Source organism: Pseudomonas sp. TWI929, from assembly GCF_039673335.1.
Classification (GTDB): Bacteria; Pseudomonadota; Gammaproteobacteria; order Pseudomonadales; family Pseudomonadaceae; genus Aquipseudomonas.
The window spans coordinates 78,419-102,228 of sequence record NZ_JBDJLK010000009.1; the positions used below are offsets into that span (position 1 = coordinate 78,419).

23 protein-coding genes and 4 tRNA genes are annotated in these 23,810 nt (G+C 62.7%); 17 read left to right on the top strand and 10 right to left on the bottom strand.

The features are described from left to right. Position 1: 1 nt before the first annotated feature. From cobU to ABE456_RS06790, 9 genes are all read left to right on the top strand, one after another. Positions 2-523, top strand: a complete 522-nt coding sequence (cobU, locus tag ABE456_RS06750; protein ID WP_346643232.1) for a bifunctional adenosylcobinamide kinase/adenosylcobinamide-phosphate guanylyltransferase — start codon at positions 2-4, stop codon at positions 521-523. Then, the gene (cobT, locus tag ABE456_RS06755; RefSeq protein ID WP_346643233.1) at positions 520-1,575 is read left to right on the top strand and encodes a nicotinate-nucleotide--dimethylbenzimidazole phosphoribosyltransferase; all 1,056 of its coding nucleotides are present in this window, start codon (positions 520-522) and stop codon (positions 1,573-1,575) included. The genes cobU and cobT overlap by 4 nt, the downstream gene beginning before the upstream one ends. Then, complete coding sequence (cobC, locus tag ABE456_RS06760) at positions 1,572-2,138, top strand: alpha-ribazole phosphatase family protein (RefSeq protein WP_346643234.1); 567 nt, start codon at positions 1,572-1,574, stop codon at positions 2,136-2,138. The genes cobT and cobC overlap by 4 nt, the downstream gene beginning before the upstream one ends. Position 2,139: 1 nt before the next feature. Further along, positions 2,140-2,862 (top strand): adenosylcobinamide-GDP ribazoletransferase, encoded by a 723-nt coding sequence (locus ABE456_RS06765; protein ID WP_346643235.1) that lies wholly within the window; start codon positions 2,140-2,142, stop codon positions 2,860-2,862. A gap of 212 nt (positions 2,863-3,074) precedes the next feature. Further along, positions 3,075-3,479, top strand: a complete 405-nt coding sequence (locus tag ABE456_RS06770) for a MarR family winged helix-turn-helix transcriptional regulator (RefSeq protein ID WP_346643236.1) — start codon at positions 3,075-3,077, stop codon at positions 3,477-3,479. A 71-nt stretch (positions 3,480-3,550) separates the two neighbouring features. Continuing rightward, a complete protein-coding gene (locus ABE456_RS06775; protein WP_346643254.1) occupies positions 3,551-4,744 on the top strand; it encodes an MFS transporter in 1,194 nt (397 codons plus the stop codon). Continuing rightward, positions 4,741-4,863 carry a hypothetical protein gene (locus tag ABE456_RS06780; protein ID WP_268934213.1) on the top strand — a complete coding sequence of 41 codons (123 nt, stop codon included), beginning with the start codon at positions 4,741-4,743 and terminating at the stop codon, positions 4,861-4,863. The genes ABE456_RS06775 and ABE456_RS06780 overlap by 4 nt, the downstream gene beginning before the upstream one ends. 46 nt (positions 4,864-4,909) lie before the next feature. After that, the gene (locus ABE456_RS06785) at positions 4,910-5,461 is read left to right on the top strand and encodes a glutathione peroxidase (RefSeq protein WP_346643237.1); all 552 of its coding nucleotides are present in this window, start codon (positions 4,910-4,912) and stop codon (positions 5,459-5,461) included. Positions 5,462-5,538: 77 nt separating this feature from the next. Continuing rightward, positions 5,539-5,724 carry a hypothetical protein gene (locus ABE456_RS06790; RefSeq protein ID WP_346643238.1) on the top strand — a complete coding sequence of 62 codons (186 nt, stop codon included), beginning with the start codon at positions 5,539-5,541 and terminating at the stop codon, positions 5,722-5,724. Positions 5,725-5,745: 21 nt separating this feature from the next. On the opposite strand, the gene ABE456_RS06795 is transcribed toward ABE456_RS06790, so the two are convergent. Beyond that, positions 5,746-6,006 carry a DUF2798 domain-containing protein gene (locus ABE456_RS06795; RefSeq protein WP_346643239.1) on the bottom strand — a complete coding sequence of 87 codons (261 nt, stop codon included), beginning with the start codon at positions 6,004-6,006 and terminating at the stop codon, positions 5,746-5,748. Positions 6,007-6,121: 115 nt separating this feature from the next. Here ABE456_RS06795 and ABE456_RS06800 point away from each other — a divergent pair, with 115 nt between their 5' ends. Next, the gene (locus tag ABE456_RS06800) at positions 6,122-7,051 is read left to right on the top strand and encodes a LysR family transcriptional regulator (RefSeq protein WP_346643240.1); all 930 of its coding nucleotides are present in this window, start codon (positions 6,122-6,124) and stop codon (positions 7,049-7,051) included. A 42-nt stretch (positions 7,052-7,093) separates the two neighbouring features. On the opposite strand, the gene ABE456_RS06805 is transcribed toward ABE456_RS06800, so the two are convergent. The 3 genes from ABE456_RS06805 to ABE456_RS06815 form a co-directional block, all read right to left on the bottom strand. Further along, a complete protein-coding gene (locus ABE456_RS06805) occupies positions 7,094-8,374 on the bottom strand; it encodes an outer membrane protein transport protein (RefSeq protein WP_346643241.1) in 1,281 nt (426 codons plus the stop codon). Between the two features lie 147 nt (positions 8,375-8,521). Then, positions 8,522-9,004, bottom strand: a complete 483-nt coding sequence (locus tag ABE456_RS06810; protein WP_346643242.1) for a hypothetical protein — start codon at positions 9,002-9,004, stop codon at positions 8,522-8,524. Positions 9,005-9,253: 249 nt separating this feature from the next. Continuing rightward, on the bottom strand, positions 9,254-9,478 hold the full coding sequence (locus ABE456_RS06815) for a hypothetical protein (RefSeq protein WP_009686213.1): 225 nt from the start codon (positions 9,476-9,478) through the stop codon (positions 9,254-9,256). 952 nt (positions 9,479-10,430) lie between these two features. On the opposite strand from ABE456_RS06815, the gene ABE456_RS06820 reads away from it, so the two are divergent. Then, positions 10,431-10,850, top strand: coding sequence for a sel1 repeat family protein (locus tag ABE456_RS06820; protein ID WP_346643243.1), 420 nt, complete (start codon positions 10,431-10,433; stop codon positions 10,848-10,850). Positions 10,851-11,142: 292 nt separating this feature from the next. After that, positions 11,143-12,516, top strand: a complete 1,374-nt coding sequence (gene rmuC / locus ABE456_RS06825) for a DNA recombination protein RmuC (protein ID WP_346643255.1) — start codon at positions 11,143-11,145, stop codon at positions 12,514-12,516. Here the strand turns inward: rmuC and ABE456_RS06830 are convergent. Both ABE456_RS06830 and ABE456_RS06835 read right to left on the bottom strand, forming a co-directional pair. Next, the gene (locus ABE456_RS06830; protein ID WP_346643244.1) at positions 12,488-15,961 is read right to left on the bottom strand and encodes a NahK/ErcS family hybrid sensor histidine kinase/response regulator; all 3,474 of its coding nucleotides are present in this window, start codon (positions 15,959-15,961) and stop codon (positions 12,488-12,490) included. The two genes, rmuC and ABE456_RS06830, sit on opposite strands and share 29 nt — an antisense overlap. Positions 15,962-16,085: 124 nt before the next feature. Further along, complete coding sequence (locus ABE456_RS06835; RefSeq protein WP_346643256.1) at positions 16,086-17,264, bottom strand: MFS transporter; 1,179 nt, start codon at positions 17,262-17,264, stop codon at positions 16,086-16,088. A 204-nt stretch (positions 17,265-17,468) separates the two neighbouring features. On the opposite strand from ABE456_RS06835, the gene ABE456_RS06840 reads away from it, so the two are divergent. After that, entirely contained in the window at positions 17,469-19,346 is a 1,878-nt protein-coding gene (locus tag ABE456_RS06840; protein ID WP_346643245.1) for an MFS transporter, read from the top strand. A gap of 10 nt (positions 19,347-19,356) precedes the next feature. Here the strand turns inward: ABE456_RS06840 and sugE are convergent, their stop codons facing one another. The 3 genes from sugE to rdgC all read right to left on the bottom strand — a co-directional run bounded on the left by sugE (position 19,357) and on the right by rdgC (position 21,973). Further along, positions 19,357-19,674, bottom strand: a complete 318-nt coding sequence (gene sugE / locus ABE456_RS06845) for a quaternary ammonium compound efflux SMR transporter SugE (RefSeq protein WP_346643246.1) — start codon at positions 19,672-19,674, stop codon at positions 19,357-19,359. A gap of 228 nt (positions 19,675-19,902) precedes the next feature. Next, a complete protein-coding gene (locus ABE456_RS06850; protein WP_346643247.1) occupies positions 19,903-20,868 on the bottom strand; it encodes a bile acid:sodium symporter family protein in 966 nt (321 codons plus the stop codon). 184 nt (positions 20,869-21,052) lie between these two features. Continuing rightward, on the bottom strand, positions 21,053-21,973 hold the full coding sequence (rdgC, locus tag ABE456_RS06855; RefSeq protein WP_346643248.1) for a recombination-associated protein RdgC: 921 nt from the start codon (positions 21,971-21,973) through the stop codon (positions 21,053-21,055). A 216-nt stretch (positions 21,974-22,189) separates the two neighbouring features. On the opposite strand from rdgC, the gene ABE456_RS06860 reads away from it, so the two are divergent. The 4 genes from ABE456_RS06860 (at position 22,190) to ABE456_RS06875 (ending at position 22,691) form a co-directional block, all read left to right on the top strand. Beyond that, positions 22,190-22,265, top strand: a tRNA-Val gene (locus ABE456_RS06860). Between the two features lie 13 nt (positions 22,266-22,278). Beyond that, positions 22,279-22,355: transfer RNA gene (locus ABE456_RS06865), tRNA-Asp, on the top strand. 170 nt (positions 22,356-22,525) lie between these two features. Then, a tRNA-Val gene (locus tag ABE456_RS06870) sits at positions 22,526-22,601 on the top strand. 13 nt (positions 22,602-22,614) lie between these two features. Beyond that, positions 22,615-22,691: transfer RNA gene (locus tag ABE456_RS06875), tRNA-Asp, on the top strand. Positions 22,692-22,876: 185 nt separating this feature from the next. Here the strand turns inward: ABE456_RS06875 and map are convergent. Then, positions 22,877-23,725 (bottom strand): type I methionyl aminopeptidase, encoded by an 849-nt coding sequence (gene map / locus ABE456_RS06880; RefSeq protein WP_346643249.1) that lies wholly within the window; start codon positions 23,723-23,725, stop codon positions 22,877-22,879. Positions 23,726-23,810 lie beyond the last annotated feature (85 nt).

Sequence of the window (23,810 nt, forward strand, 5' to 3'; positions counted from 1 at the left end):
CATGCGCAACCTGATCCTTGGTGGCGCCCGCTCTGGCAAGAGCCGCCTGGCCGAACAGCTGGCCAGCGCCAGTGGCCTGCCGGTGACCTACATTGCCACCAGCCAGCCGCTGGATGGTGAGATGAACGAACGTGTGCTGCTGCACCGCCAGCGTCGCCCAGATGATTGGGGGTTGATCGAAGAACCCTTTGCCCTGGCTGCGGTGCTGCGCGCCGAAGCGGCCGAAGGGCGTTGCCTGCTGGTGGATTGCCTGACCCTGTGGCTGACCAACCTGCTGATGCTGGAAGACGACCAGCGCCTGGCCGAGGAGCGTGATGCCCTGCTGGCCTGCCTGGAGCAGCTGCCGGGCACCGTCATCCTGGTCAGTAACGAAACTGGCCTGGGCGTGGTACCCATGGGCGAACTGACCCGGCGCTATGTCGACCTGGCCGGCTGGCTGCACCAGGCCGTGGCCGAACGCTGTCAGCGCGTGGTGCTGACCGTGGCTGGCCTGCCCTTAATACTCAAAGGACCTGCACTATGAACCAAGCCTGGTGGCGTGACGCCTGCCAACCCCTCGACACCGCCGCCATGGACCAGGCCCGCGCCCGTCAGCAACAGCTGACCAAACCTGCCGGTTCGCTTGGCCAGTTGGAAGGTTTGGCCATTCAGCTGGCTGGCCTGCAGGGGCGGGAGCGGCCATCGCTCGATAACGCCGCGATCACCATTTTTGCCGGCGACCACGGCGTGGTCGTAGAGGGCATCTCGGCTTACCCGCAGGCGGTGACCGGGCAGATGCTGCGCAACTTCGTCGGCGGTGGCGCGGCGATCAGCGTGCTGGCGCGCCAGCTGCAGGCCAGCCTGGAGGTGGTCGATCTGGGTACTATCGACCCGCACCTGGAATTGCCCGGCGTGCGTCACCTGCGCCTGGGCGCCGGCACGGCCAACTTCGCCCGCCAACCGGCGATGAGCGAGGGCCAGCTGCAAGCCGCCCTGCAGGCCGGTCGCGACAGCGCCCAGCGCGCCGCCGCACAGGGCGCGCAGCTGTTCATCGGTGGCGAGATGGGCATTGGCAACACCACGGCAGCCGCAGCCCTGGCCAGTGTGCTGCTGGGCTGCCCGGCCACTGAACTCAGCGGCCCGGGCACCGGCCTGGACAACGCCGGGGTGCGGCACAAGGCCGAGGTCATCGAGGGGGCGCTGAAGCTGCATGGCCTGCATGCCAATGAGCCATTGCAGGCATTGGGTTGTGTTGGCGGTTTCGAGATTGCGGCGTTGGCCGGTGCCTACATTGGCTGTGCGCAGGCGGGTATCGCAGTGCTGGTGGATGGCTTCATTTGCAGTGTGGCCGCGCTGGTCGCAGTGCGCCTCAACCCACAATGCCGTGCCTGGCTGCTGTTCGCCCACCAAGGTGCAGAGCCTGGGCACAAGGCCTTGCTCGCCGCATTGCAGGCCGAGCCGTTGCTGGCCCTGGGCCTGCGCCTAGGCGAGGGCAGTGGTGCAGCCTTGGCGGTGCCACTGTTGCGCCTGGCCTGTGCGCTGCACGGGCAGATGGCGACCTTTGCCGAAGCGGCAGTGGCGGACCGCCCGGCATGATCCTCGACCTGCTGCGCCACGGCGAAACGGAACAAGGCGGCCTGCGTGGCAGCCTTGACGATGCCCTGACCGACAAGGGCTGGGCGCAGATGCGCAGCGCCGTGGCCGAGGCCGGCCCGTGGCAAGTGCTGGTCAGCTCGCCGCTGCAGCGCTGTGCGCGTTTTGCCGATGAACTGGGTGCGCGGCTGAACCTGCCAGTGCAGCGAGAGGCGGCCCTGCAGGAGCTGCATTTCGGCGATTGGGAAGGCCGCAGCGCAGCGCAAATCATGGAAGACCAGGCGGATGCACTGGGGCGCTTCTGGGTGGACCCTTACGCCTTTACGCCGCCCAATGGCGAGCCGGTCGAGGCGTTTGCCGAGCGGGTACTGGCTGCTGTCGAGGGGCTGAGCCGTCAACATGCCGGCAAGCGCGTGCTGCTGGTCACCCATGGCGGCGTAATGCGCCTGTTGCTGGCCCGTGCCCGTGGCATGCCGAGGGAGCAGTTGCTGCAGGTCGAAGTCGGGCATGGCGCGTTGCTGCGGCTGGTGCTCGGTGACGATGGGCAACTGGTCGAGGCGCGCTGAGATGTTGCCGTTGTTGATTGCCTTGCAGTTTCTCAGCAGGCTGCCAGTGAGCCTGCCGGGCATGCCGGCACCGCGCGAGGTGGGGCGTTCACTGCTGTGCTACCCGCTGGTCGGGCTGTTGTTCGGCCTGTTGCTGTGGTTGGCCAGCCACTTGCTGCAGGGTACGCCGGCACCGCTGCACGCGGCTTTGCTGCTGACGTTGTGGGTGTTGCTTAGCGGAGCCTTGCACCTGGATGGCCTGGCCGACAGTGCTGATGCCTGGCTGGGTGGTTTTGGCGACCGCGAACGCACCCTGCTGATCATGAAGGACCCTCGTAGCGGGCCAATTGCCGTGGTCACCCTGGTGCTGGTGCTGTTGCTGAAGTTCTGTGCCTTGTGGGTGTTGGTCGAGCGGGGCATCGGGGCGCAATTGCTGCTGGCGCCGGTGATCGGGCGGGCGGCGATGCTGGGCCTGTTCCTTGGCACGCCTTATGTGCGGCCAGGTGGGTTGGGGCAGGCGCTGGCCCAGCATCTGCCCCGGCGTGCTGCCGGCTGGGTGTTGCTGGGTTGTGCGCTTTTCTGCCTGTTTCTGGGCGGGTGGATTGTGGTGTTGGCGCTGGCGGTGTTTGCCTGGTTGCGGCACCTGATGTGCCGACGCTTGGGCGGGACGACTGGCGATACTGCCGGTGCAATGCTGGAGCTGCTCGAACTGGTTGTGGTGCTGGGTCTGGCCTTGGGCCTTTGAACTGTCGGCATACGCGTCTCTTGTAGGAGCGGCCTTGTGTCGCGATAGGGCCGCAAAAGCGGCCCCAGGATATCAGCGCTGGTGCACAACTTGCCGGGGCTGGTTTGCAGCCCTGTCGCGACACAAGGCCGCTCCTACAGGGGGACTGTGCAGGCCTGCTGTATGTATGAAACTTCTTGCAACACCCAAGACGCGGGTATATACACGTATCCATGCTGACCAGTGAATGTATCTGTACCCATCTGCGTCGTGCCGCCCGCGGGGTGAGCCGGCATTACGACGAAGCGCTTGCCGGCTTTGGGGTCAATGTCGCCCAGTTTTCCCTGTTGCGTCACCTGCAGCGGCTCGACCGCCCCAGTATCACCACGCTGGCCGAAGCCATGGGGTTGGAACGCAGTACCCTGGGCCGCAACCTGCGGGTGCTGGAGGCTGAAGGGCTGGTGGCCCTGGCCGATGGCGACGACCAGCGCAACCGCGTGGTGCTGCTGACCGAGGCGGGTACGCAACTGCTGCACGCTGCTCATCCCGCCTGGGAGCAGGCGCAGACCGAGCTGGTGGAGCGGCTGGGAGTAGGGCAGCGGGATGAGCTGGTGCGTTTGCTGGACCAACTGGCCTGAATTGTTACGACCTTAAGCGGGTATATACCCGTAAACCTTGCGATGTGCTGGAGATAACGACAATGACTTCGGTGTGGCGAACCAGCGGGTGGGTATTGATGGGGGCGGCGTTGATCCTGGCGCTGTCCCTGGGTGTGCGGCACGGCTTCGGTCTGTTCCTGGCGCCGATGAGCGCCGATTTTGGTTGGGGGCGTGAAGTGTTCGCCTTCGCCATTGCCTTGCAGAACCTCATCTGGGGGCTGGCGCAACCGTTCGCTGGCGCCTTGGCCGACCGCCTGGGCGCGGCGCGGGTGGTGATCATTGGCGGTATCCTGTACGCCGTTGGCTTGATACTGATGGGCATGGCCGATTCGGCCTGGTCGCTGTCGCTGAGTGCCGGCTTGTTGATCGGTATCGGCCTGTCCGGCACCTCGTTCTCGGTCATCCTCGGCGTGGTTGGGCGTGCAGTACCGGCAGAGAAGCGCAGCATGGCCATGGGCATTGCCAGCGCCGCCGGCTCATTCGGCCAGTTCGCCATGCTGCCGGGCACCCTCGGCCTGATCCAATGGTTGGGCTGGTCTGCTGCGTTACTGGTGCTGGGCCTGATGGTGGCGTTTATCGTGCCCTTCGTCGGCCTGCTGCGCGACCGCCCATTGCCTAGCCATGGCGCTGAACAAACCTTGGGCCAGGCGCTGCGCGAGGCGTGCTCGCACTCCGGCTTTTGGCTGCTGGCGCTGGGCTTCTTCGTTTGCGGCTTCCAGGTGGTGTTCATTGGTGTACACCTGCCGGCCTACCTGGTCGACCAGCACCTGGCTGCGACCACCGGTACCACGGTGCTGGCGCTGGTCGGCCTGTTCAATATCGTCGGTACTTTCACCGCTGGCTGGTTGGGTGGGCGCATGTCCAAGCCGCGTCTGCTGACTGGGCTTTACCTGCTGCGCGCGGTGGTGATCTTGCTGTTCCTCTGGGCGCCGGTGAGTGAGATCAGTGCCTACCTGTTCGGCATCGCCATGGGCCTGTTGTGGCTGTCCACGGTGCCGCTGACCAATGGCACCGTGGCCACGGTGTTCGGGGTGCGCAACCTGTCCATGCTCGGCGGTATCGTCTTCCTGTTCCACCAGCTGGGTGCCTTCCTCGGTGGCTGGTTGGGTGGGGTGGTGTATGACCGCACCGGCAGCTACGACCTGGTCTGGCAGATTTCCATCCTGCTCAGCTTGCTGGCCGCCGCCCTCAATTGGCCGGTGCGCGAACGCCCGGTCGCCCGCCTGCAGGCCCAGGCCGCATGAACCGCTACCTGGCCCGCGGGCTACTGGCCGTTGCCGCCCTGTTGCTGCTGGCGCTGGTGTGGTGGGGCTGGCACCAGGGCGGGATGGCATTGATGCAGCTGGGCATGAGCGTTTGTTAGGCGCTACCCTGCAAGCTCAAGGATTGTAATGCGGGAGAAACGAACCATGCGTGCACATTGGTTGACGGTGCCGGTACTGGCCCTGCTTGCCGGCACATCGAGCTGGGCTGCCGATTGCCCGGCGTTGTTGCAGGGCAGCCTGCCGGAGTTACGTGGCAAGGAGCAGGTCGACCTGTGCCTGCGCTTTGCCGGCAAGCCCCTGGTTGTGGTGAATACGGCCAGCTATTGCGGTTTTGCGCCGCAGTTCGAGGGGCTGGAGGCGACGTACAAGGAGTATCACGGACAAGGTCTGGAAATGCTTGGTGTGCCGTCCAACGACTTCAAGCAGGAAGATGCTGATAGCGAGAAGACCGCTAAGGTCTGTTATGCCAACTACGGCGTTACCTTCACCATGACCAAGACGCAGCCGGTGCGGGGCAAGGATGCGATACCGTTGTTCGCTGAACTTGCCAGCCAGAGCAGTGCGCCGAAGTGGAATTTCTACAAGTACGTTGTCGATCGTAAGGGCAAGGTGATCGGTAACTTCTCCAGCCTGACCAAACCGGATGATCCGGAGTTCCGGGCAGCTATAGAAAAGGCCATCGCCTCGCAGCAGTGAGCTAGTGGCTCCTGCTCCTGCTCCTGCTCTTGCTTCGGCTTTTGCTTCTAAGCGCGCGATAGTTCAGGCGACGCAGATTGCGACTTCAGGAGCCCTTCGTTCGGCCTCCTGAAGTCGCGAAGATCAAGATCAAGATCAAGATCAAGATCAAGATCAAGATCAAGATCAAGATCAAGATCAAGATCAAGATCAAGATCAAGATCAAGATCAAGATCAAGATCAAGAGCAAGATCAAGAGCAAGATCAAGATCAAAAGCAGGTAACGTGCCTAGGTTCGGGTTGCCTCACTTTGCATGTACCGTAATCGCCACCAACCGCACCACCACCGGCCTCACCATCAACACACAAACAAACGCCACCGGCATCGCCAGTTGGTAAGCCTTCAGCACATTGCTCAGATACTCCGGGGTAACCCCGGCATTCGCCGCAGTGATCACGAAGCACATCAACAACGCCATTATCGACGACATGTAGAAAGCAAAGACATAGGGCGTGGCGCCCGGGTGCAGTTTGCGCCGGCTACGCGCCTGGGACAGGTTGTTCATGCGAACTCCTGAAAGGTGAGTGGAGGCGCAGGTTAGCAATGCACTTGGCTACTGCTGTAGACCAGCTGGATTGAGTTCTTTATAAATAGATTCTTACGAATCCAAGAGCTCACGCATGGACCTGCTCAACGCCATCCGCAGCTTCATCAAGGTGGTCGAAGCTGGCAGCATCGCCGCTGGCGCACGCAACCTGGGGCTGAGCCCGGCAGCGGTCAGCCAGAACCTGGCACGCCTGGAAGGCCATTTGCAGGTGCGCCTGCTAAGTCGTACCACGCGCAGCATGGCGCTGACGCCAGCTGGTGCCCAGTATTATGAGCGTGTCAGGCACATCGAGCGCGACCTGGCCCTGGCCGAGCAGGCCGTCACCACACCCGACAGTGAACCCCAGGGGCGCCTGTGCATCGCCTCGACGTCCGCCTTCGGCCGCCACGTGCTGGCACCGCTGATACCCGCGTTCAGTGCCCGCTACCCCCTACTTTCGATAGAGTTGGTAACGACTGACCGCCGGGTAAACCATGCGCGAGAAGACGTCGACGTGAGCCTGCGCATTGCCCCGCAACTGGAAGACCAGCTGCTGGCCCGGCATATCGCCCGCATTCCGTTCATTTGCTGTGCCTCACCCGGGTACCTGCAAGGCGCTGGCGTGCCGGCTACGCCCGAGGCCTTGCGCGATCATCGCTGCCTGGTGTTCCGCTACCCGGTGGATGGGCGCTTTCTGCGGTGGGGCTTCATGCGCGACGGGCTGCGTTTCGAGGCGGAGTTCGGCAGTGTATTGATCAGCGACGACATCGATGCCCTGACCCAGATGGCCCTGCACGATGGCGGTATTACCCGCCTGGCCGAGTTCATCGTGCGGCCGCACCTGGCCTCCGGCGCATTGGTGCCGTTGTTCGAATACAGTGACAACGGCCAGGCTTACGCGCAGACCGAACCGATGGATATCTACCTGTGCCTGGCCGACCGCTTCGCCATGACCGCCAAGGTACGCCTATTCATGGACTACCTGCGCGAATGCCTGGGTGACAGCTGGCAGGTGCAGGCATGAAAAAACCGCCACGAGGGCGGTTTTTCATGTAGCGCGTACGAATCAGAAGCGGTAGGTGAGGGATGCACCAATACCGTGAGCGCTGTTCTCGTACTTGGCCTGGTAGCTGCCTTTCAACAGGGCTTGCGACTGCGAGCTAGGCAGATTGTTGACCTTGGTGTCCTCTTCCCACAGGTAGGAGTAGGCAACATCGATGGTCATGTCATCGTTCGGGCTCCAACCGGCACCAAAGCTGACCGCTTTGCGGTCGCCGGTAGGAATGCGCGGCGAGCGGTCGTGGTTGTTGGTTGGCGACTGGTCAACGGAGAAGCCTGCACGCAGGGTCCACTCCTTGTTCACCTTGTAGGCAGCACCAATGGCGTGGGCCCAGGTGTCATGCCAGTTCTGCTCTTCAGTGATGGTTTTCAGCGGGTAGCCCGCTGGTGCTTCGTTCTCGACAATGATGCTCTCCAGGCGGCTCCAGCGTGTCCAGGTGCTACCCGCATACAGCGTCCAGTGGTCATCCAGCTCATGGGTAACCGACAGGTCCACAGACTCTGGCGTCTTGATTTTCAGGCTGGCGTCGAACCTGCCGCTGAGACCAAGCTGTGGAATCGGGTAGGAAACCCGGGTATTGCCTTCAAGCTTGTAGTCGACCATCGAGTGATAGGTCAGGCCCAGGCGAGTACGGTCTGTAGCCTGAACGAGAACACCGATGTTGTAACCGATAGCGGTGTCGTCGCCTTTGATCTTGACTTCGCCGTCAGGGCCATTGGCGCCCAGAAGGGCCTTGCTGCTCAGGTTCGAGCCCAGCTCACCCTTGATACGGTTGATGGTCGGGCCAAAACCGATCGATACCTTGTCGTTGAAGGCATAGCTGATGGTTGGCTGGAAGGTGACAACCTCGACCTTGCTCTTCTTGCCCCAATAGCGCGCAGCGTCATCGCTACCGTAGTCGGTGATCAGGCCGTATGGCACGTAAACGCCGAAGCCTACGCTCCAATGATCATCGATTGGTTTGACGTAATAGCCCATGGGCACGCCCACGAACGGGACCATGTCGCCATCGGTTTCCCCCCCGAAATTGCTACCACGACCGGAAATATCAGACTTGGCGATGACGGCAGCGCCGCCCACGGTGACCTGTTCACGTTTCAGGCGCGACATGCCTGCAGGGTTGCCATACACGGTGCTGGCATCTTCGGCAGAAGAAGAACGTCCCGCAAAACCGGTGCCCATGCCGCTGATGCTTTGTTCGTTCAGCGCAAAGCCCGCGGCGAACAGTTGGCTGGAAGCAAGCGCAATAGCTACGCCGAGGGAGGTTTTGAGCATTACTTTTTTCATTATTAGAAAACTCCTTGGGATCTCCTGGGCGAAAAGCTACCAACAAATCACGCGCCGCGCTATAGCCTCAATCGCAGGAGATAGAGCGGTTTTGTAGGACAATCCGACCAAAATTCCTTTTTATCCGGTCAAGCTGTAGGACGCTTCTTAAGATGCCTGAGGCAATCTCTGATCTATGCAGGTGTGCCAGGCATGGGTGAAGTCGCGCAGGCGACCTTGGGGGTTGAAAATCTGGCGCCAGATCCGTGCCAGGCCTAACAAGTCGTCAGCCGCAGGCAGTGGCGTGGCCTGCTCTTCGACGAGCATCCAGGCAATGGCGGTGGAGTAGCGCAGGTTGACGGTAAGCTCCAGGTGCGGGCCACCAAGGAAGGCGTGCTGGCTGGCCAGGCCGCGGATCATGCTGGCCAGGTCGGGGTCACGGGCCAGATAGTCGTCCCAGAGTGCCTGGTGACGGTGCTCGCCAATGCGGTAAAGGCCGTGCCCACGTCGGTCGTGCAATGCCGAGCCAAGTGCCGACTGGCTGGCGGCGATGCCCAGCAACAAGGCTTCGGCGCTGGCGCAGTGACGGTTCAGGTAGACCAGGGTGGGTCGGATCACATACAGACACAATTCATTCGCCGCGATACCCATGATGCCCTCGAGCAGTAAAGGGCCGGACGGGCGCTGGAGCTTGGCAGCTGGTGAATGATCAGGCCCGCCGGAAGCGGTAAGCACCGCTCGAGTTGAAGTGTAGTGTGATAACCGTGGTGTAAAGAGCTGTTTTTAAATCGATTGCTGCCTGACGCACTGGGCTATATGCCCTAAGGCAATTACGCCAAGAACGTTCAGGCAGGCTTGCGATGGGATGATTCAGCACTTGAATGCCGCGGTATTCGCCGATCACGCGGTGAGCGACTGGCGAGTCCGGGCGATGACCGCCTGCAGCGGTTCATTGCGGCTGTACTGTTCGGGGTACAGGCGCTCGGTGTGGCAGGCGACGCCGTGTTCGTCTACCAGGGTGAAGCTGAAGCTGCCCTTGCGTGGGGCAACGATAAGGCACTTCAACGGCGAGAAGGCCTGGGAGAGGGTGCCAATGGCAGCCTGAATCTGATGATGAGTTTGCATATTGTTGGAGGTTCCTGCTTTAAACACGGGGTTATGATCCGTGCATGATAGAAACGTTCCAGTGACGCCTTTATTAAGGGACGAACGAACCTGACTGGAACAGGGCAGCCAGAGGGAGCGCAATCAAAGGTGGGCGCTTGGGCTGACTGGTAGGTACTTCGGAAGGCAGGCAGCACGTCGGGGCCAAGGTTCTAGGCCGTCGGGTGGAATCCTGATCAATCGGTCACGTGATTCGTGCTTGAGCAGCGCAGGGCTGGCGAGTGAATCATCGAATAGGCCGGTCCTGGTTTCAACAGGGCCACTCATTGGGAGGAGTGGGTCTGCAAGGACGCTTTAGGCCAAAATTGACTTTCAGCTTGGTACTAACGGAGCACACCTTACCGAAAATGCAGGCGCTTGGCAAGCATTATGCGCTAGTTCAGGTGAGCCGAGCAGTATGGCGCGTATTTGCCTTGCTGGGAAGAGGGGGCAAATGGCCCGTATCAGGCCGGATGTACCTATTTCGTGCACTCGAATGAGGGGTTCTGGTGCACTTGTTCACATTCGGGGCGGCGCTTGTAACAGGCCGGCAACACGTCTCGATTGCCTCGCCAATGCCTTGACTGGGCGGTTAAGTCAATGAAAAAAAACACTATTTCTAGCTGGTGAAAAAATCGTCAGTTTGACTGAAGGCCCCAATTCATAGGGGTTTGCGGGGGATGTGAGGGGGTTGTCCACCGAGTTATCCACAGGAACTGTGGATTGTCCCGAGCGCTTGCTCTAGGACGGGCGTGCCAGCAATACAGTGAACTGTCCGACAATCTACATGCGCCGACAGACCGGTTGGTCATCCACTCGAAAACGTCAAGAAAAGATCATTGAAATTTTTTTTCAATCCTCCAGAAATCGACAGGTCAGGGCGAAAAAAAAAGGGTAGAGTGGCGCGCCTTTCGAGTTGCCAAACCTGTTGCTCATGAAGTTTCGCGGTAAACACCTCGCCAACCCCGCTGCATCGACGCCTGCGCCTCCTCCCAAACGCTTTTCCCTGAAAGTGGCCTTGTGGCTGCTCGACAACCCGCGCCTGGGCGACAAGCCCCAGGTCAAGCACTTGGCAGGGCGCCTGCTTAAACAACCGGCGCGCCAGGGCGTGGTGGTGGCGCAAAGTCGCCTGGGGCAGATGCTGTGCCGAGATTGCGGCAATGCCCGCGACCGGCGCATTGGCCATGAACTGCTGCGCCAGGCAGCCCGTGCTGGCGACCGGCGCGCGCAGCTGGAGTACGCGCGGCTGTGCCAGCACAACGAACCGGAGCAGGCGCGGTATTGGCTGGAGCTGGCGGCGGGGCAGGGCTCGCAGGAAGCGCGGCGGCTGTTGCGGCAGTGGTTCCCTGTCTGAGCTGTGTTGCCTGTTCCGGCCTCTTCGCGGGCACGCCCGCTCCCACAGGATCACCTCTGCCTTCAGGCTTGCGCAGTACCTGTAGGAGCGGGTTTACCCGCGAAGAGGCCGGCACAGGCAACACAGCGCTTAGGCTGATAAGCTGCGCAGCAATCATCCAGGATCTTTCGGGGTAAGCATGACAGTGGATCTGGCCAGCATTCTGCTGGGCTTGGTGGCAGGCGCGTTACCCTGCCTGGGGTGGGTCATGCAGGTGCAACGCCGTCAGGGCGCGCGGCAAGGCGAGCAAGCTTTGCTCGAAGAGCGCCTCAACGCCGCCCAGTTGGCCCAGGCCGGCTTGCAGGCGCAGCTGGACGCCAGCCGCGACGAGGTCAGCGACCTCAGCGAAGCCAATACCGCCAAGCAGGCCCAGCTGGCGGCCCAGGGGCGCGAACTGGAGCTGCTGCAGATCGACCGTGACAACGCCCGTGACGCCGCCCACGCCTGGAGCCTTGAGCGCGCCAACCGCGAAGCCGAACTGCGCCGCCTGGAGGCGCATACGGCACGCCTGGGCGCCGAACTGCGCGAACAGCAGGAAAGCCACCAGCAACGCCTGGAAGACCTGCAGGAAGCCCGCGACACCTTGCGTGCCCAGTTCGCCGACATGGCCACCAAGATCTTCGACGAGCGCGAGCAACGCTTCGCCCAGACCAGCCAGCAGCACCTGGGCCAGTTGCTCGACCCGCTCAAGGAGCGCATCCACGCCTTCGAAAAACGTGTGGAAGAGAGCTACCAGCAAGAAGCCCGCGAGCGCTTCTCGCTGGGCAAGGAGCTGGAGCGCCTGCAACAACTCAACTTGCGCCTGTCCGACGAAGCCACCAACCTGACCCAGGCCCTGAAGGGCCAGAAAACCCAGGGCAACTGGGGCGAACTGATCCTCGAACGGGTGCTGGAGCATGCCGGCCTGGAGAAGGGCCGCGAATACCAGACCCAAGTCAGCCTGAAAAGCGCCGATGGCGAGCGTTTCCAGCCCGATGTGCTGATCATGCTGCCCGGCGACAAGCAGGTGGTGGTGGACGCCAAGGTCAGCCTCACCGCGTACCAGCAGTTCGTTGCCGGCAACGACGAGGCTGCACTCAAGCAGCACGTGCAGTCGCTGCGCAGCCACGTCAAAGGCCTGTCGAGCAAGGACTACAACCGCCTCGAAGGCCTGCACAGCCTGGATTTCGTATTGCTGTTCGTGCCTATCGAGGCGGCCTTCTCGGCAGCCCTGCAGGCCGAGCCGAACCTGTTCCAGGAAGCCTTCGACCGGCAGATCGTGATTGTCAGCCCCACCACCTTGCTCGCCACCCTGCGGGTGATCGACAGCTTGTGGAAGCAGGAACGCCAGGGCCAGAACGCCCGCGAAATCGCCGAGCGCGCTGGCTGGCTGTACGACAAGTTCGTGCTGTTCATCCAGGACCTGGACGAACTGGGCAGCCGCCTGCAGCAGGTGGACAAGGCTTATGCTTCTGCGCGCAACAAACTGTGCGAAGGGCGCGGCAACCTGGTCAGCCGCAGCGAACAGCTGAAGCTGCTGGGCGCCCGCGCCAGCAAGAGCCTGCCGGCTGACCTGCTGGAGCGGGCGCTGTCCGACGAGGCCTTGCCCGACGAAGCCGTTACTGAACCAGGCTCAGATGGCGATTGAGCATGGCGCGCAGGGCCGCAGGCTTGACCGGCTTGGCCAGGTAGTCCAGGCCTGAGGCGTGCACCATGGCGATGGTTTCCTTGCTGCCGTCAGCACTGATCACCACGCCCGGCACTGGCTCACCCAGGCGCGCACGTAGCCAGCCCATCAGCCCGGTACCGGTCTCACCGTCATCCAGGTGGTAGTCCACCAATGCCAGGTGCGGGCGCATGCCTTTGGCCAGCAGGGCTTCGCATTCGGCCTGGTTGCGCGCGGTCCATACCTGGCAGCCCCATCGGCTGAGCAGGCTGTTCATGCCGATCAGGATGCTGTCTTCGTTGTCCACGCACAGCACCTGCAGCCCGGCCAGTGGTTGGCCGCCTTGCTCCACTGGGGCTGCAGGTGCCGGGGCGGCCTGGCGGGCAATCGGCACACTGACGCGGAACACGGTGCCTTTGCCCGGCCATGAGCGCACTTCCAGCGTATGCCCCAGCACCCGGCACAGGCCGTCGGCGATCGCCAGGCCCAGGCCCAGGCCTTTTTCGGCGCGGGTCTGGTGGCTGTCCAGGCGCTTGAACTCCTGGAAGATCACCTGCAGCTTGTCGTCGGCGATGCCCGGGCCACGGTCCCACACCTCCAGCCACAGGCGCTCGCCCTGACGGCGCACGCCTAGCAGGATCGGGCTTTTGCCGTAGCGCAGGGCATTGGTGAGGAAGTTCTGCAGCACCCGGCGCAGCAGCTTCATGTCGCTGTCTACCCGCAGGCGGCTGCCGCGCAGGCGGAACTCCAGGCCTTTCTCGGCAGCCAGCACCTTGAACTCGGCACCCAGGGTATCGAACAGTTCATTGAGGGCGAACGGCTTGGCATCCGGGGTGATCTTGCCGTTTTCCAGGCGCGAGATGTCCAGCAGGTCGCTGATCAGCTCTTCGGCCGAACGCAGCGAGCTGTCCATGTGCTGCACCAGTTGCTGGGCCTCTTCGTTCATGCCTTCGGCCTGCTGCGACAAGGCAGCGGAGAACAGCCGTGCAGCGTTCAGCGGTTGCATCAGGTCATGGCTGACTGCGGCCAGGAAGCGGGTCTTGGACTTGCTCACCGCTTCGGCCTGGCTCTTGGCTTCGGACAGTGCCTGGTTCAGCTGCGACAGCTCATGGGTACGTTCCGCCACCCGTTGCTCCAGGCCTTCGTTGGAATCACGCAGGGCCTGTTCGGCCTCGCGGAATGGGGTGATGTCGGTAAAGCTCATGACGAAGCCGCCGCCCGGCATCGGGTTGCCGATCAGCTCGATCACCCGGCCATTGGGGAACAGGCGCTCGGAGGAATGCGCGCGGCCTTGGCGCATCCAGTGCAGGCGCCGCGCCACATGCACCTGCGCTTCGCCCGGGCCGCACAGGCCGCGTTCGGCGTTGTAGCGGATGATGTCGGCAATCGGCCGGCCCACGCTGATCAGTCCGTCGGGGTAGTTGAACAGTTCCAGGTAGCGGCGGTTCCACGCCACCAGGTGCAGGTTCTGGTCAACCACGCTGATGCCCTGGTTGATGTTCTCGATGGCGCCTTGCAGCAAGGCGCGGTTGAACTGCAGCACTTCGCTGGCTTCGTCGGCGATGCGCACCACGTCTTCCAGCTGCATGTCGCGGCCTTCGATGGCTGCCTTGACCACGGCGCGGGTCGACGAGGTGCCGAGCACGCCGGCCAGCAGGCGCTCGGTGTGCTCGATCCAGTCGCCGTCGGCGTTCTGGTTGGGGTTGAAGCCCTTGCCCTGGCGGTAGGCGAAGCGGATGAAGCTCTGCCGCGCGCGCTCCTCGCCGACGAAGCGTGAGGCCAGGGTCAGCAGGTCGTCGATCTGTACTGCCAGCAGCGGCTTGCTGCTGGGGCGGGCGGTTTGCTGGCCGATGAAGCGGCCTGCCTGCCAGTGCTCGGAAACCCGCGTGCGTGACAGCACCGAAACCCAGGCGAACAGGGTGAAGTTGCCGGCCAGCGACAGCACCACGCCTTGGGTCAACGGGCTGATTGGCAGGTTAAGCGGGTTGCCATGCAGCCATGCCAGCCCTGGGAACAGCTGCAGCGACCAGCCCAGGCTATGTGCGGCAATTGGCAGTACCAGGGTGTAGAACCACAGGAAGATGCCTGCGGCCAGGCCGGCGAACACGCCGCGGCGGTTGGCCTGCTTCCAGTACAGCGCGCCGAGCATGGCCGGGGTCAGCTGGGTGACGGCGGCAAAGGCGATCTGGCCGATGGTCGCCAGGCTGGCCGTGGAGCCCAGCAGGCGGTAGCTGACATAGGCCAGCAGCAGGATCACCACGATGGTTACCCGGCGCACCGAAAGCATCCAGTGGCGGAATGCCTCGAATGGCCGCTCGGCGTTCTGGCGGCGCAGCAGCCAGGGCAGCAGCATGTCGTTGGAGACCATGGTCGACAACGCCACGGCCTCGACGATGACCATGCCGGTGGCCGCCGAAGCGCCGCCAATGAACGCCAGCAGGGCCAGGCTCGGGTGCGCCTCGGCCAGCGGCAGGCTGATGACGAACGAGTCGGAAATCACCGTGCCCGGCAGCAACATCTGCCCGGCCAGGGCAATCGGCACCACGAACAACGCAGCCAGCGCCAGGTACATCGGAAACACCCAGCGTGCCAGGCGCATGTCCTGCGGTTCGATGTTCTCCACCACGGTGACGTGGAACTGCCGCGGCAGGCAGATGATCGCCATCATCGCCACGGCGGTTTGCACCACCATCGACGGCCAGTTGATGGTCTCTTGCCAATAGTCCTGCAAGTGGATCGACTGGCGGGCCTGGCTGAACAGGTCGTCGAAACCGTCATACAGGTTGAAGACGACGAAGATGCCCACGGCGAGGAAGGCCAGCAGCTTGATCAGCGACTCGAAGGCAATGGCCAGGACCATGCCGCGGTGGTGTTCGGTTACATCCAGGCTGCGGGTACCGAAGACGATGGCGAACAGCGCCAGCACCAGCGACACCACCAGCGCTGTGTCCTGCACGCGGGTGCCGGTGGCGTCGGCGTTGGCGCCAATCAGCAGGTTCACGCCCAACACGATGCCCTTGAGTTGCAAGGCGATGTACGGTAGCACGCCGATCAGGCAGATAAGCGCCACCACCACGGCCAGGGTTTGCGACTTGCCGTAGCGCGCGGCGATGAAGTCGGCGATCGAGGTGATGTTCTGCTGCTTGCTGATCAGCACCATCTTCTGCAGCACCCAAGGGGCGAAGATCAACAGCAACACCGGGCCCAGGTAGATCGGCAGGAACGCCCAGAGCTGTTCGGCGGCTTGGCCGACTGCGCCGAAGAAGGTCCAGCTGGTGCAGTACACGGCCAGCGACAGGCTGTACACCCAGGCACGCAGCTTCGGCGGCAACGGCGTGCTGCGGCGGTCGCCATAGAAGGCGATGGCGAACATGACGGCCATATAGGCCAGGGCGACCACGGCGATCAGCCCGCTGGACAACGACATGAAGACTCCGAAGCAAAAAGATAACGCGGTCCCGATCAATCAGTCTGGCACGCAGGTGCCGGTTCGTCAGCGCCGACGATGGTTGTAGGAACGAGCTTGCTCGCGATTGATCTGAAACAAAACATCAATATTTTCGGGTACCCAACCCATAAAACACCCCTGCCAGTATCACCGACAAAACCAGCAGGTAGAAGATCGCCCCCGGCCACAACTGCACCAGGGCAAACCCCACCATCACCGGCCCCAGCGCTGCCCCCAGGTTGGACAGGTTCTGCGCACCGTAATACACCCCGCGCAGATGCTCCGGGGCGATCAGGTCGATGAACATGTACTCGGCCGGGATGACGATGATCTCGCCCAGGGTGAACACCAGCATCGCCAGGCACCATGCCAGCACTGAACCCGCCATCGCAAAGCCCAGCAACCCGGCAATGAACAGGCCCATGCCGGCCAGTAGCCAGGGCATCAGGCGCTGGCGGCTGATGCGCCGGCCAATCAGGTACTGCAGGGCAATCACCGTCACCGCGTTGGTGGTCACCAGGTAGCCGACCAGCCGCGCGGCCTCGGCCGGGCTGCTGGTCACCACCAGGTACTGCGACAGGTAGGCGGTGAACTGGCCGAACACCACCGCACTCAGCACCCCACCCAAGGTGAAGCACACCAGCCGCCGGTCACGCGCAAGCCCCAGCGCCACCTGGCCGAAGCCGGCCGCAGGCTTGTCTGGCGTGCTGGCCAGCAGGCTGCGGTCGCCCAGGCGCCAGTAGGCGAGGCACATGGCCAGGCCAAGCAGGGCAGAGGCGATGAACGGCATATGGTCGTTCAGCTCCAGCATGGCCACGCCCAGTAGCGGGCCGGCAGCGTAGCCGACGTTGCTCAGGGTGTACTTGATGGCGAACACCTCGGCCCGCTCTTCCACTGGCAGCAGCGCGCAGAAGCCCGCCTTGGCGGCAATGTCGACCACCGCCAGGGCCAGGTTGATCAGCACCAGGCACAAAAAGAACAGCAGCGCCGAGCGGCTGGCGACTGCGCCGACGAAGGCCAGGGCGAACAACAGGGTGCTGGCGCTGACCAGCGTATGGTTGCGCAAGGTGTCGACCAGATGGCCGCCATACAGGCTCAGCAACGAGGCGATGATCAGCGCGCCACCGATCAGCAGGCCGATCTGGCTGATCGGCAGCTGGAAGTTGTCGGCCAGGTACACCACCAGGTAGGGCAGGGTGAGGGCGCGGGCGACGGTGAGGGTGAAAGTGGTGGTGAGCAGCAGGCGAACGGTGTGCGGGTAGCGTTTTATGGCGGCGAGCATTACCACGTCCTTGTTGTTCTGGTTGCCGGGCTCAAGCATAAGCAATAACCGAAGGCCTGCGCGATCCCTGTGGGAGCTGCACAGGGCCAATGCCACTTGGCCATGTCTGCGCCGGTACTTGCCAGGCCACGCATTTCCCATGCAGATTTGTGGCCTGACGCGCCCGGCGCGCCTCCAATTGAAAAGCCCTCAGGACCAAGGACGATGAGTCACTCCTCGCAATTCACCTTGCTCGGCAAACGGCGCTTCCTGCCGTTTTTCATCACCCAGTCGCTGGGTGCCTTAAACGACAACCTGTTCAAGCAGTCGCTGATCCTGGCGATCCTGTTCAAGCTCAGTCTGGGCGACGGTGACCGGTCGATCTGGGTCAACCTGTGCGCTTTGCTGTTCATCCTGCCGTTTTTCCTGTTCTCGGCGCTGGGCGGGCAGTTTGGCGAAAAGTTCGCCAAGGACGCGCTGATCCGTGCAATCAAACTGGCTGAAATCGCCATCATGGCGGTCGGAGCGTTGGGCTTTATCACCAACCACCTGGCGCTGATGCTGGTAGCGCTGTTCGGCATGGGTACCCACTCGGCGCTGTTCGGCCCGGTGAAGTACTCGATCCTGCCGCAGGCCTTGCGTGAGGAAGAGTTGGTCGGTGGCAACGGGCTGGTGGAAACCGGCACCTTCCTCGCCATCCTCGCCGGTACCATCGGTGCCGGGGTGATGATGTTGGCCGACAGCTACGCCACGGTGGTGGCTGGCGGCGTGGTCGGCACGGCGGTGCTTGGCTACCTGGCCAGCCGCTGGATCCCGCGGGCTGCCGCTGCTTCGCCGAACATGCCACTGGACTGGAACATCTTCAAGCAGTCGTGGGCGATCTTGCGCATGGGCCTGGGCCAGCCGCCGGCGGTGTCGCGCTCGATCGTCGGCAACTCGTGGTTCTGGTTCGTTGGCGCCATCTACCTCACGCAGATCCCGGCCTACGCCAAGGATTGGCTGCACGGTGACGGCACGGTAGTGACCCTGGTGCTGACGCTGTTTTCGGTGGGTATCGCGCTGGGCTCGCTGCTGTGCGAACGGCTTAGCGGGCGCAAGGTGGAAATCGGCCTGGTGCCGTTCGGCTCGTTCGGCCTGACCCTGTTCGGCCTGTTGTGGTGGTGGCACTCCGGCGATGTGCCGGCTGCGGCGGCGCCGCATGACTGGCTGGCGCTGCTGGGCATGAGCCAGGCGTGGTGGATCTTGCTGGCGATCGTCGGCCTCGGTGTGTTCGGCGGCTTCTATATCGTGCCGCTGTATGCGCTGATTCAGGCCCGCACGGCCGAGGACCAGCGCGCCCGGGTGATCGCCGCCAACAACATCCTCAATGCCTTGTTCATGGTGGTGTCGGCGGTGCTCACCATCATCCTGCTGGGCCTGGCCGAGCTGAGCATCCCACAGCTGTTCCTGGTGGTCTCGCTGCTCAACATCGCGGTCAACGCCTATATCTTCAGGATCGTGCCCGAGTTCACCATGCGCTTCCTCATCTGGCTGCTTAGCCATTCGATGTATCGCGTGCAGCACCGTGACCTGGAGCGCATCCCCGATGAAGGTGCGGCATTGCTGGTGTGCAACCACGTGTCGTTCGTCGATGCGCTGCTGTTGGGTGGGGCGATCCGCCGGCCGATCCGCTTCGTCATGTACTACAAGATCTACAACCTGCCGGTGCTCAACTTCGTGTTCCGCACTGCGGGAGCCATCCCGATTGCCGGGCGCAACGAGGATCTGGCCACCTACGAACGCGCCTTCGCGCGTATTGCCGAGTACCTGGCCGATGGTGAGTTGGTGTGCATTTTCCCGGAGGGCAAGCTGACTGGCGATGGCGAGATCGATGTGTTCAAGGGTGGGGTCAACCGCATCCTCGAAGAAACGCCAGTGCCGGTGATTCCGCTGGCCTTGCAGGGGTTGTGGGGCAGCTTCTTCAGCCGTGATCCGGCCAAGGGCTTTTTCAAGCGCCTGTGGTCGCGGGTGACCATCGTGGCGGGCGCCGCCATCCCGGTGGAAGCGGCGCAGCCAGAGGTGCTACGTGAGCAGGTCAGCCGCCTGCGCGGCAACCTGCGTTAGGGCAGGGGGGTTAGCTGGCGCTGACTTTCAGGCCGACCAGGCCGGTAATGATCAGCGCCACGCTGACCAGCCGTACCAGGGCCATCGACTCGCCGAACAGGATGATGCCGGCGATTACCGTGCCGACGGCACCGACCCCGGTCCAGATGGCATAGGCGGTGCCTAGCGGCAATTCCTTCATGGCCAGGCCCAGCAGGCCCAGGCTGATGACCATGGCGGCAACGGTGAGTACGGTGGGCAGTGGCTTGCTGAAGCCGTCGGTGTATTTCAGGCCAACGGCCCAGCCGACCTCGAACAGGCCGGCGAAGAACAGGATGATCCAGGACATGGTGCGTCTCCATCGTTCAAATGATGGGGCCGTCCCCGGAATGGTCACGCGGTGCGTCGTGAGGCCGTCCTCACAGTGGGCAATATGGTGCACATCTGCAGGTTTCAGAGCAAGCCTGTATGGGCCTCTTCGCGGGTGAACCCGCTCCCACAGGGTCACCACAATGTCCGAATCTGTGGAGCCCCTGTGGGAGCGGGTTTACCCGCGAAGAGGCCCGCACAGCCAACATCAATGCCTGGCCGGCTCCACCTGTTCAGCCTCAACCCCAGGCTCCCCCATGCGCCGGAACCAGGTCGACAGCAGCGCCCCGGAAATGTTGTGCCAAACGCTGAACAACGCACTCGGCACCGCCGCCAGCGGCGAAAAATGCGCCGCCGCCAACGCTGCCCCCAGCCCGGAGTTCTGCATGCCCACCTCCAGCGCCAGTGACTTGCGCTGGGCCAGTGGCAGCTTGCACAGCTTGCCGGTCAGGTACCCCAGCAAATAGCCAAAGCTGTTGTGCAGCATCACCACCGCCATGATCAGCAGCCCCGACTCGGCGATCTTCGCCTGGCTGGCTGCCACCACCGCGCACACGATCATCACGATGCTCACCACCGACACCAGCGGCAGCACCTGCACCGCCGCCTGCACCCGGGTACCGAGCAGGCGCTGGGCCACTACGCCAAGCACGATCGGCAGCATTACCAGCTGCAGGATCGACCAGAACATGTCCATGAAGGATACCGGCAACCAGGCCGAAGCCAGGAACCAGATCAGCGCCGGGGTCAGCAGCGGGGCCAGCAGGGTAGTGACTGCGGCAATTGCCACCGCCAGCGCCAGGTCGCCCCGCGACAACCAGACCATCACGTTCGACGCCGTGCCGCTCGGGCAGCAACCCACCAGGATCACGCCCACGGCGATTTCCGGCGGCAGGTGGAACAGTTGGCACAGCAGCCAGGCCATGCCCGGCATGATCACGAAGTGCGCGACCACACCCAGCATCACCCGCCAGGGCTGGCGGGCGAGGGCGGCGAAGTCGTCGAGCTTGAGGGTGAGGCCCATGCCGAACATCACCAGGCCCAGCAGCGGCACGATGGCCACCTTCAGGGCGATGAACCATTGCGGTTGCAGGAAGGCCAGTACGGCGAACACCAGCACCCACAGGGCGAAGGTATTGCCGACAAAGCGGCTGAGGGCGGCGAGGGCACGCATGGGGCAAGTCCTTTTCTATCTATAGCTTTGTGAATTTCAATGGCCCTATCGCCGGCAAGCCAGCTCCCACGGGTACGCCACAGGTTCCGAATACTGTGGCGTACCTGTGGGAGCTGGCTTGCCGGCGATAGGGCCGGTGCAGGCGAAAAATATCTTTCAGGCCAGCACCGGTACATCAATTACCTCAAACCCCTTGCGGAATCTCCTCGCCACCCAGTGCCTCGAACAGCACCGGCAGGAATTCGGCAAAGGTCATCATCATCAACTGGAAGCTGGCGTCGAACTGCTGTGCAGCCTCATCACCACCATCCTGCTCGGCCTGCTCCTGCAGCAGCTCTTCGAACTTCAGGCGCTTGATCACCATCTTGTCGTCCAGAATGAACGACAGCTTGTCTTGCCAGGCCAGGGCCAGTTGGGTGACCACCTTGCCAGTGCTCAGGTGCAGCTGGATTTCCTCGCTGGTCAGGTCCTGGCGCTTGCAGCGCACAATGCCGCCATCTTCAGCGGTGTCGCGCAGTTCGCACTCGTCCAGCACATAGAAGCCTTCAGCGGCTTGCTGCGACTTGACCCAGTCGGTCATGGTGGCGGTTGGTGCGATCTTCACGGTGGCCGGGCGTACCGGCAGCGAGCCCATCACTTCACGCAGGGTCGACAGCAGGTCTTCGGCACGCTTGGCGCTGGCCGAGTTGACCAGGATCACACCCTGGCGCGGGGCGATGGCGGCGAAGATCATCGAGCGGCGGATGAACGCGCGCGGCAGGAAGGCCTGGATGATCTCGTCCTTGATCTGGTCGCGTTCCTTTTTATAGACCTTGCGCATCTGCTCGGTCTCGATCTCTTCGACCTTTTCCTTGACCGCGTCATTGACCACGCTGCTAGGCAGGATGCGTTCTTCCTTGCGTGCGGCAATCAGCAGGTACTCGCCGCTGACATGCACCAGGGGAGCGTCTTCGCCTTTGCCGAACGGCGCGACGAAACCATAGGTGGTCAGCTCCTGGCTGGCGCAAGGGCGGGCCGGCTTGCTGGCCAGGGCGGCTTCCAGCGCTTCAGGCTCGAACGGTACTTCCTGGGTCAGGCGGTAGGTCAGCAGGTTCTTGAACCACATGAGGGGCAATCTCTCCTTAATGCATAAGGCGGGCATTATTCTCCGAGCAGTGCTCTCAGGCCAACCCTGTCAGAGGGCCAGCAGCGGCTTCTGCGGCAAAGAAACACCCGGTAACGCTAGGTCTTTGAAAGGAATGGGTTTTTTTTTGAAAAAAGTTTAAATAGTGCTTGCCACGGTGCAAGGCCGTCCGTAGAATGCGCGCCACACCGAGACGAAGGGTGATTAGCTCAGCCGGGAGAGCATCTGCCTTACAAGCAGAGGGTCGGCGGTTCGATCCCGTCATCACCCACCACTCGATGTATAGCGCAGCGGTAGTTCAGTCGGTTAGAATACCGGCCTGTCACGCCGGGGGTCGCGGGTTCGAGTCCCGTCCGCTGCGCCATATTCCACTTCCAGGGCCCACTGAACACCCGGAAGTAACAGAGAAAGCGACCTTAGGGTCGCTTTTTTTGTGCCTGAATTTTGTGGGCTGATTTAAATTTGCAAAAACTTCGATAAGTGCTTGCCAGAGCGCCAAGTCGCCCGTAGAATGCGCGCCACACCGAGAGACATGGGTGATTAGCTCAGCCGGGAGAGCATCTGCCTTACAAGCAGAGGGTCGGCGGTTCGATCCCGTCATCACCCACCACTCGATGTATAGCGCAGCGGTAGTTCAGTCGGTTAGAATACCGGCCTGTCACGCCGGGGGTCGCGGGTTCGAGTCCCGTCCGCTGCGCCATATTCCACTTCCAGGGCCTACTGAACACCCGGAAGTAACAAAGAAAGCGACCTTAGGGTCGCTTTTTTTGTTTCTGCTGTCTGCCAAATAACTCACAGGCGCCGCTTACCCAGTGGGAGCAACTGTCCTGTGCTGCCTGTACTGGCCTCATCGCCGGCAAAGCAGCCCCAGCAGCCCCTGCAATCTCAGCTACGACGCTCCTCTTCCCGCAACGTCAGCACTTCAAACCCATCCTCAGTCACCGCCACCGTGTGCTCCCACTGCGCCGACAAGCTGTGGTCACGGGTAATCACCGTCCAGCCATCCTTCAACTCGCGTGTGCCACGCCCACCTTGGTTGACCATCGGCTCGATGGTAAACACCATCCCCGGCTTCAGCTTCATGCCCATGCCGCGCGCGCCAAAGTGCAGCACCTCTGGCCCCTCGTGCATCTGCTGGCCAATGCCATGCCCGCAATACTCACGCACCACGCTGTAGCCCGCCGCCTCGGCATGGGCCTGCACGGCATGGCCGATATCACCCAGCGTCGCCCCCGGGCGTACCTGCTCGATGCCTTTCCACAGCGCCTCGTAGGTGGTGTCGACCAAGCGTCGGGCCTCATCGCTGATCTGCCCGATGCTGTACATCTTCGACGAGTCGGCAATGTAGCCGCCTTGCTCCAAGGTGATGTCGACGTTGATGATCGAACCTTCCTTGAGCACTTCATCGACCTTGGGCATGCCATGGCACACCACGTGGTCCACCGAGGTATTAAGCGAGTAGGGGAAGCCGTACTGGCCCTTGCTCGCCGGCCGCGCCTTGAGCGTATCGACAATGAACGCCTCGGCGCGGTCGTTGATCTGCATGGTGGTCACGCCGGGGCGGATGAAACTGTCGAGGTCGGCGAACACCTGGGCCAGCAACTGGCCGGCGCGGCGCATCAGGTCGATTTGGGCGGGGGTCTTGAGGATCACCTGGGACATGGGGGGAGGGCGGTTGCTCATGCTGGAATATGCCCCAGCATAGCGCCAGCGGGCATCGGCTTGCCACCGCATGGTGCGTAACCTGTGCCGGCCTCTTCGCGGGTAAACCCGCTCCCACAGGGATATCACAAGGCCTGAGGGCAGTGATGTACCTGTG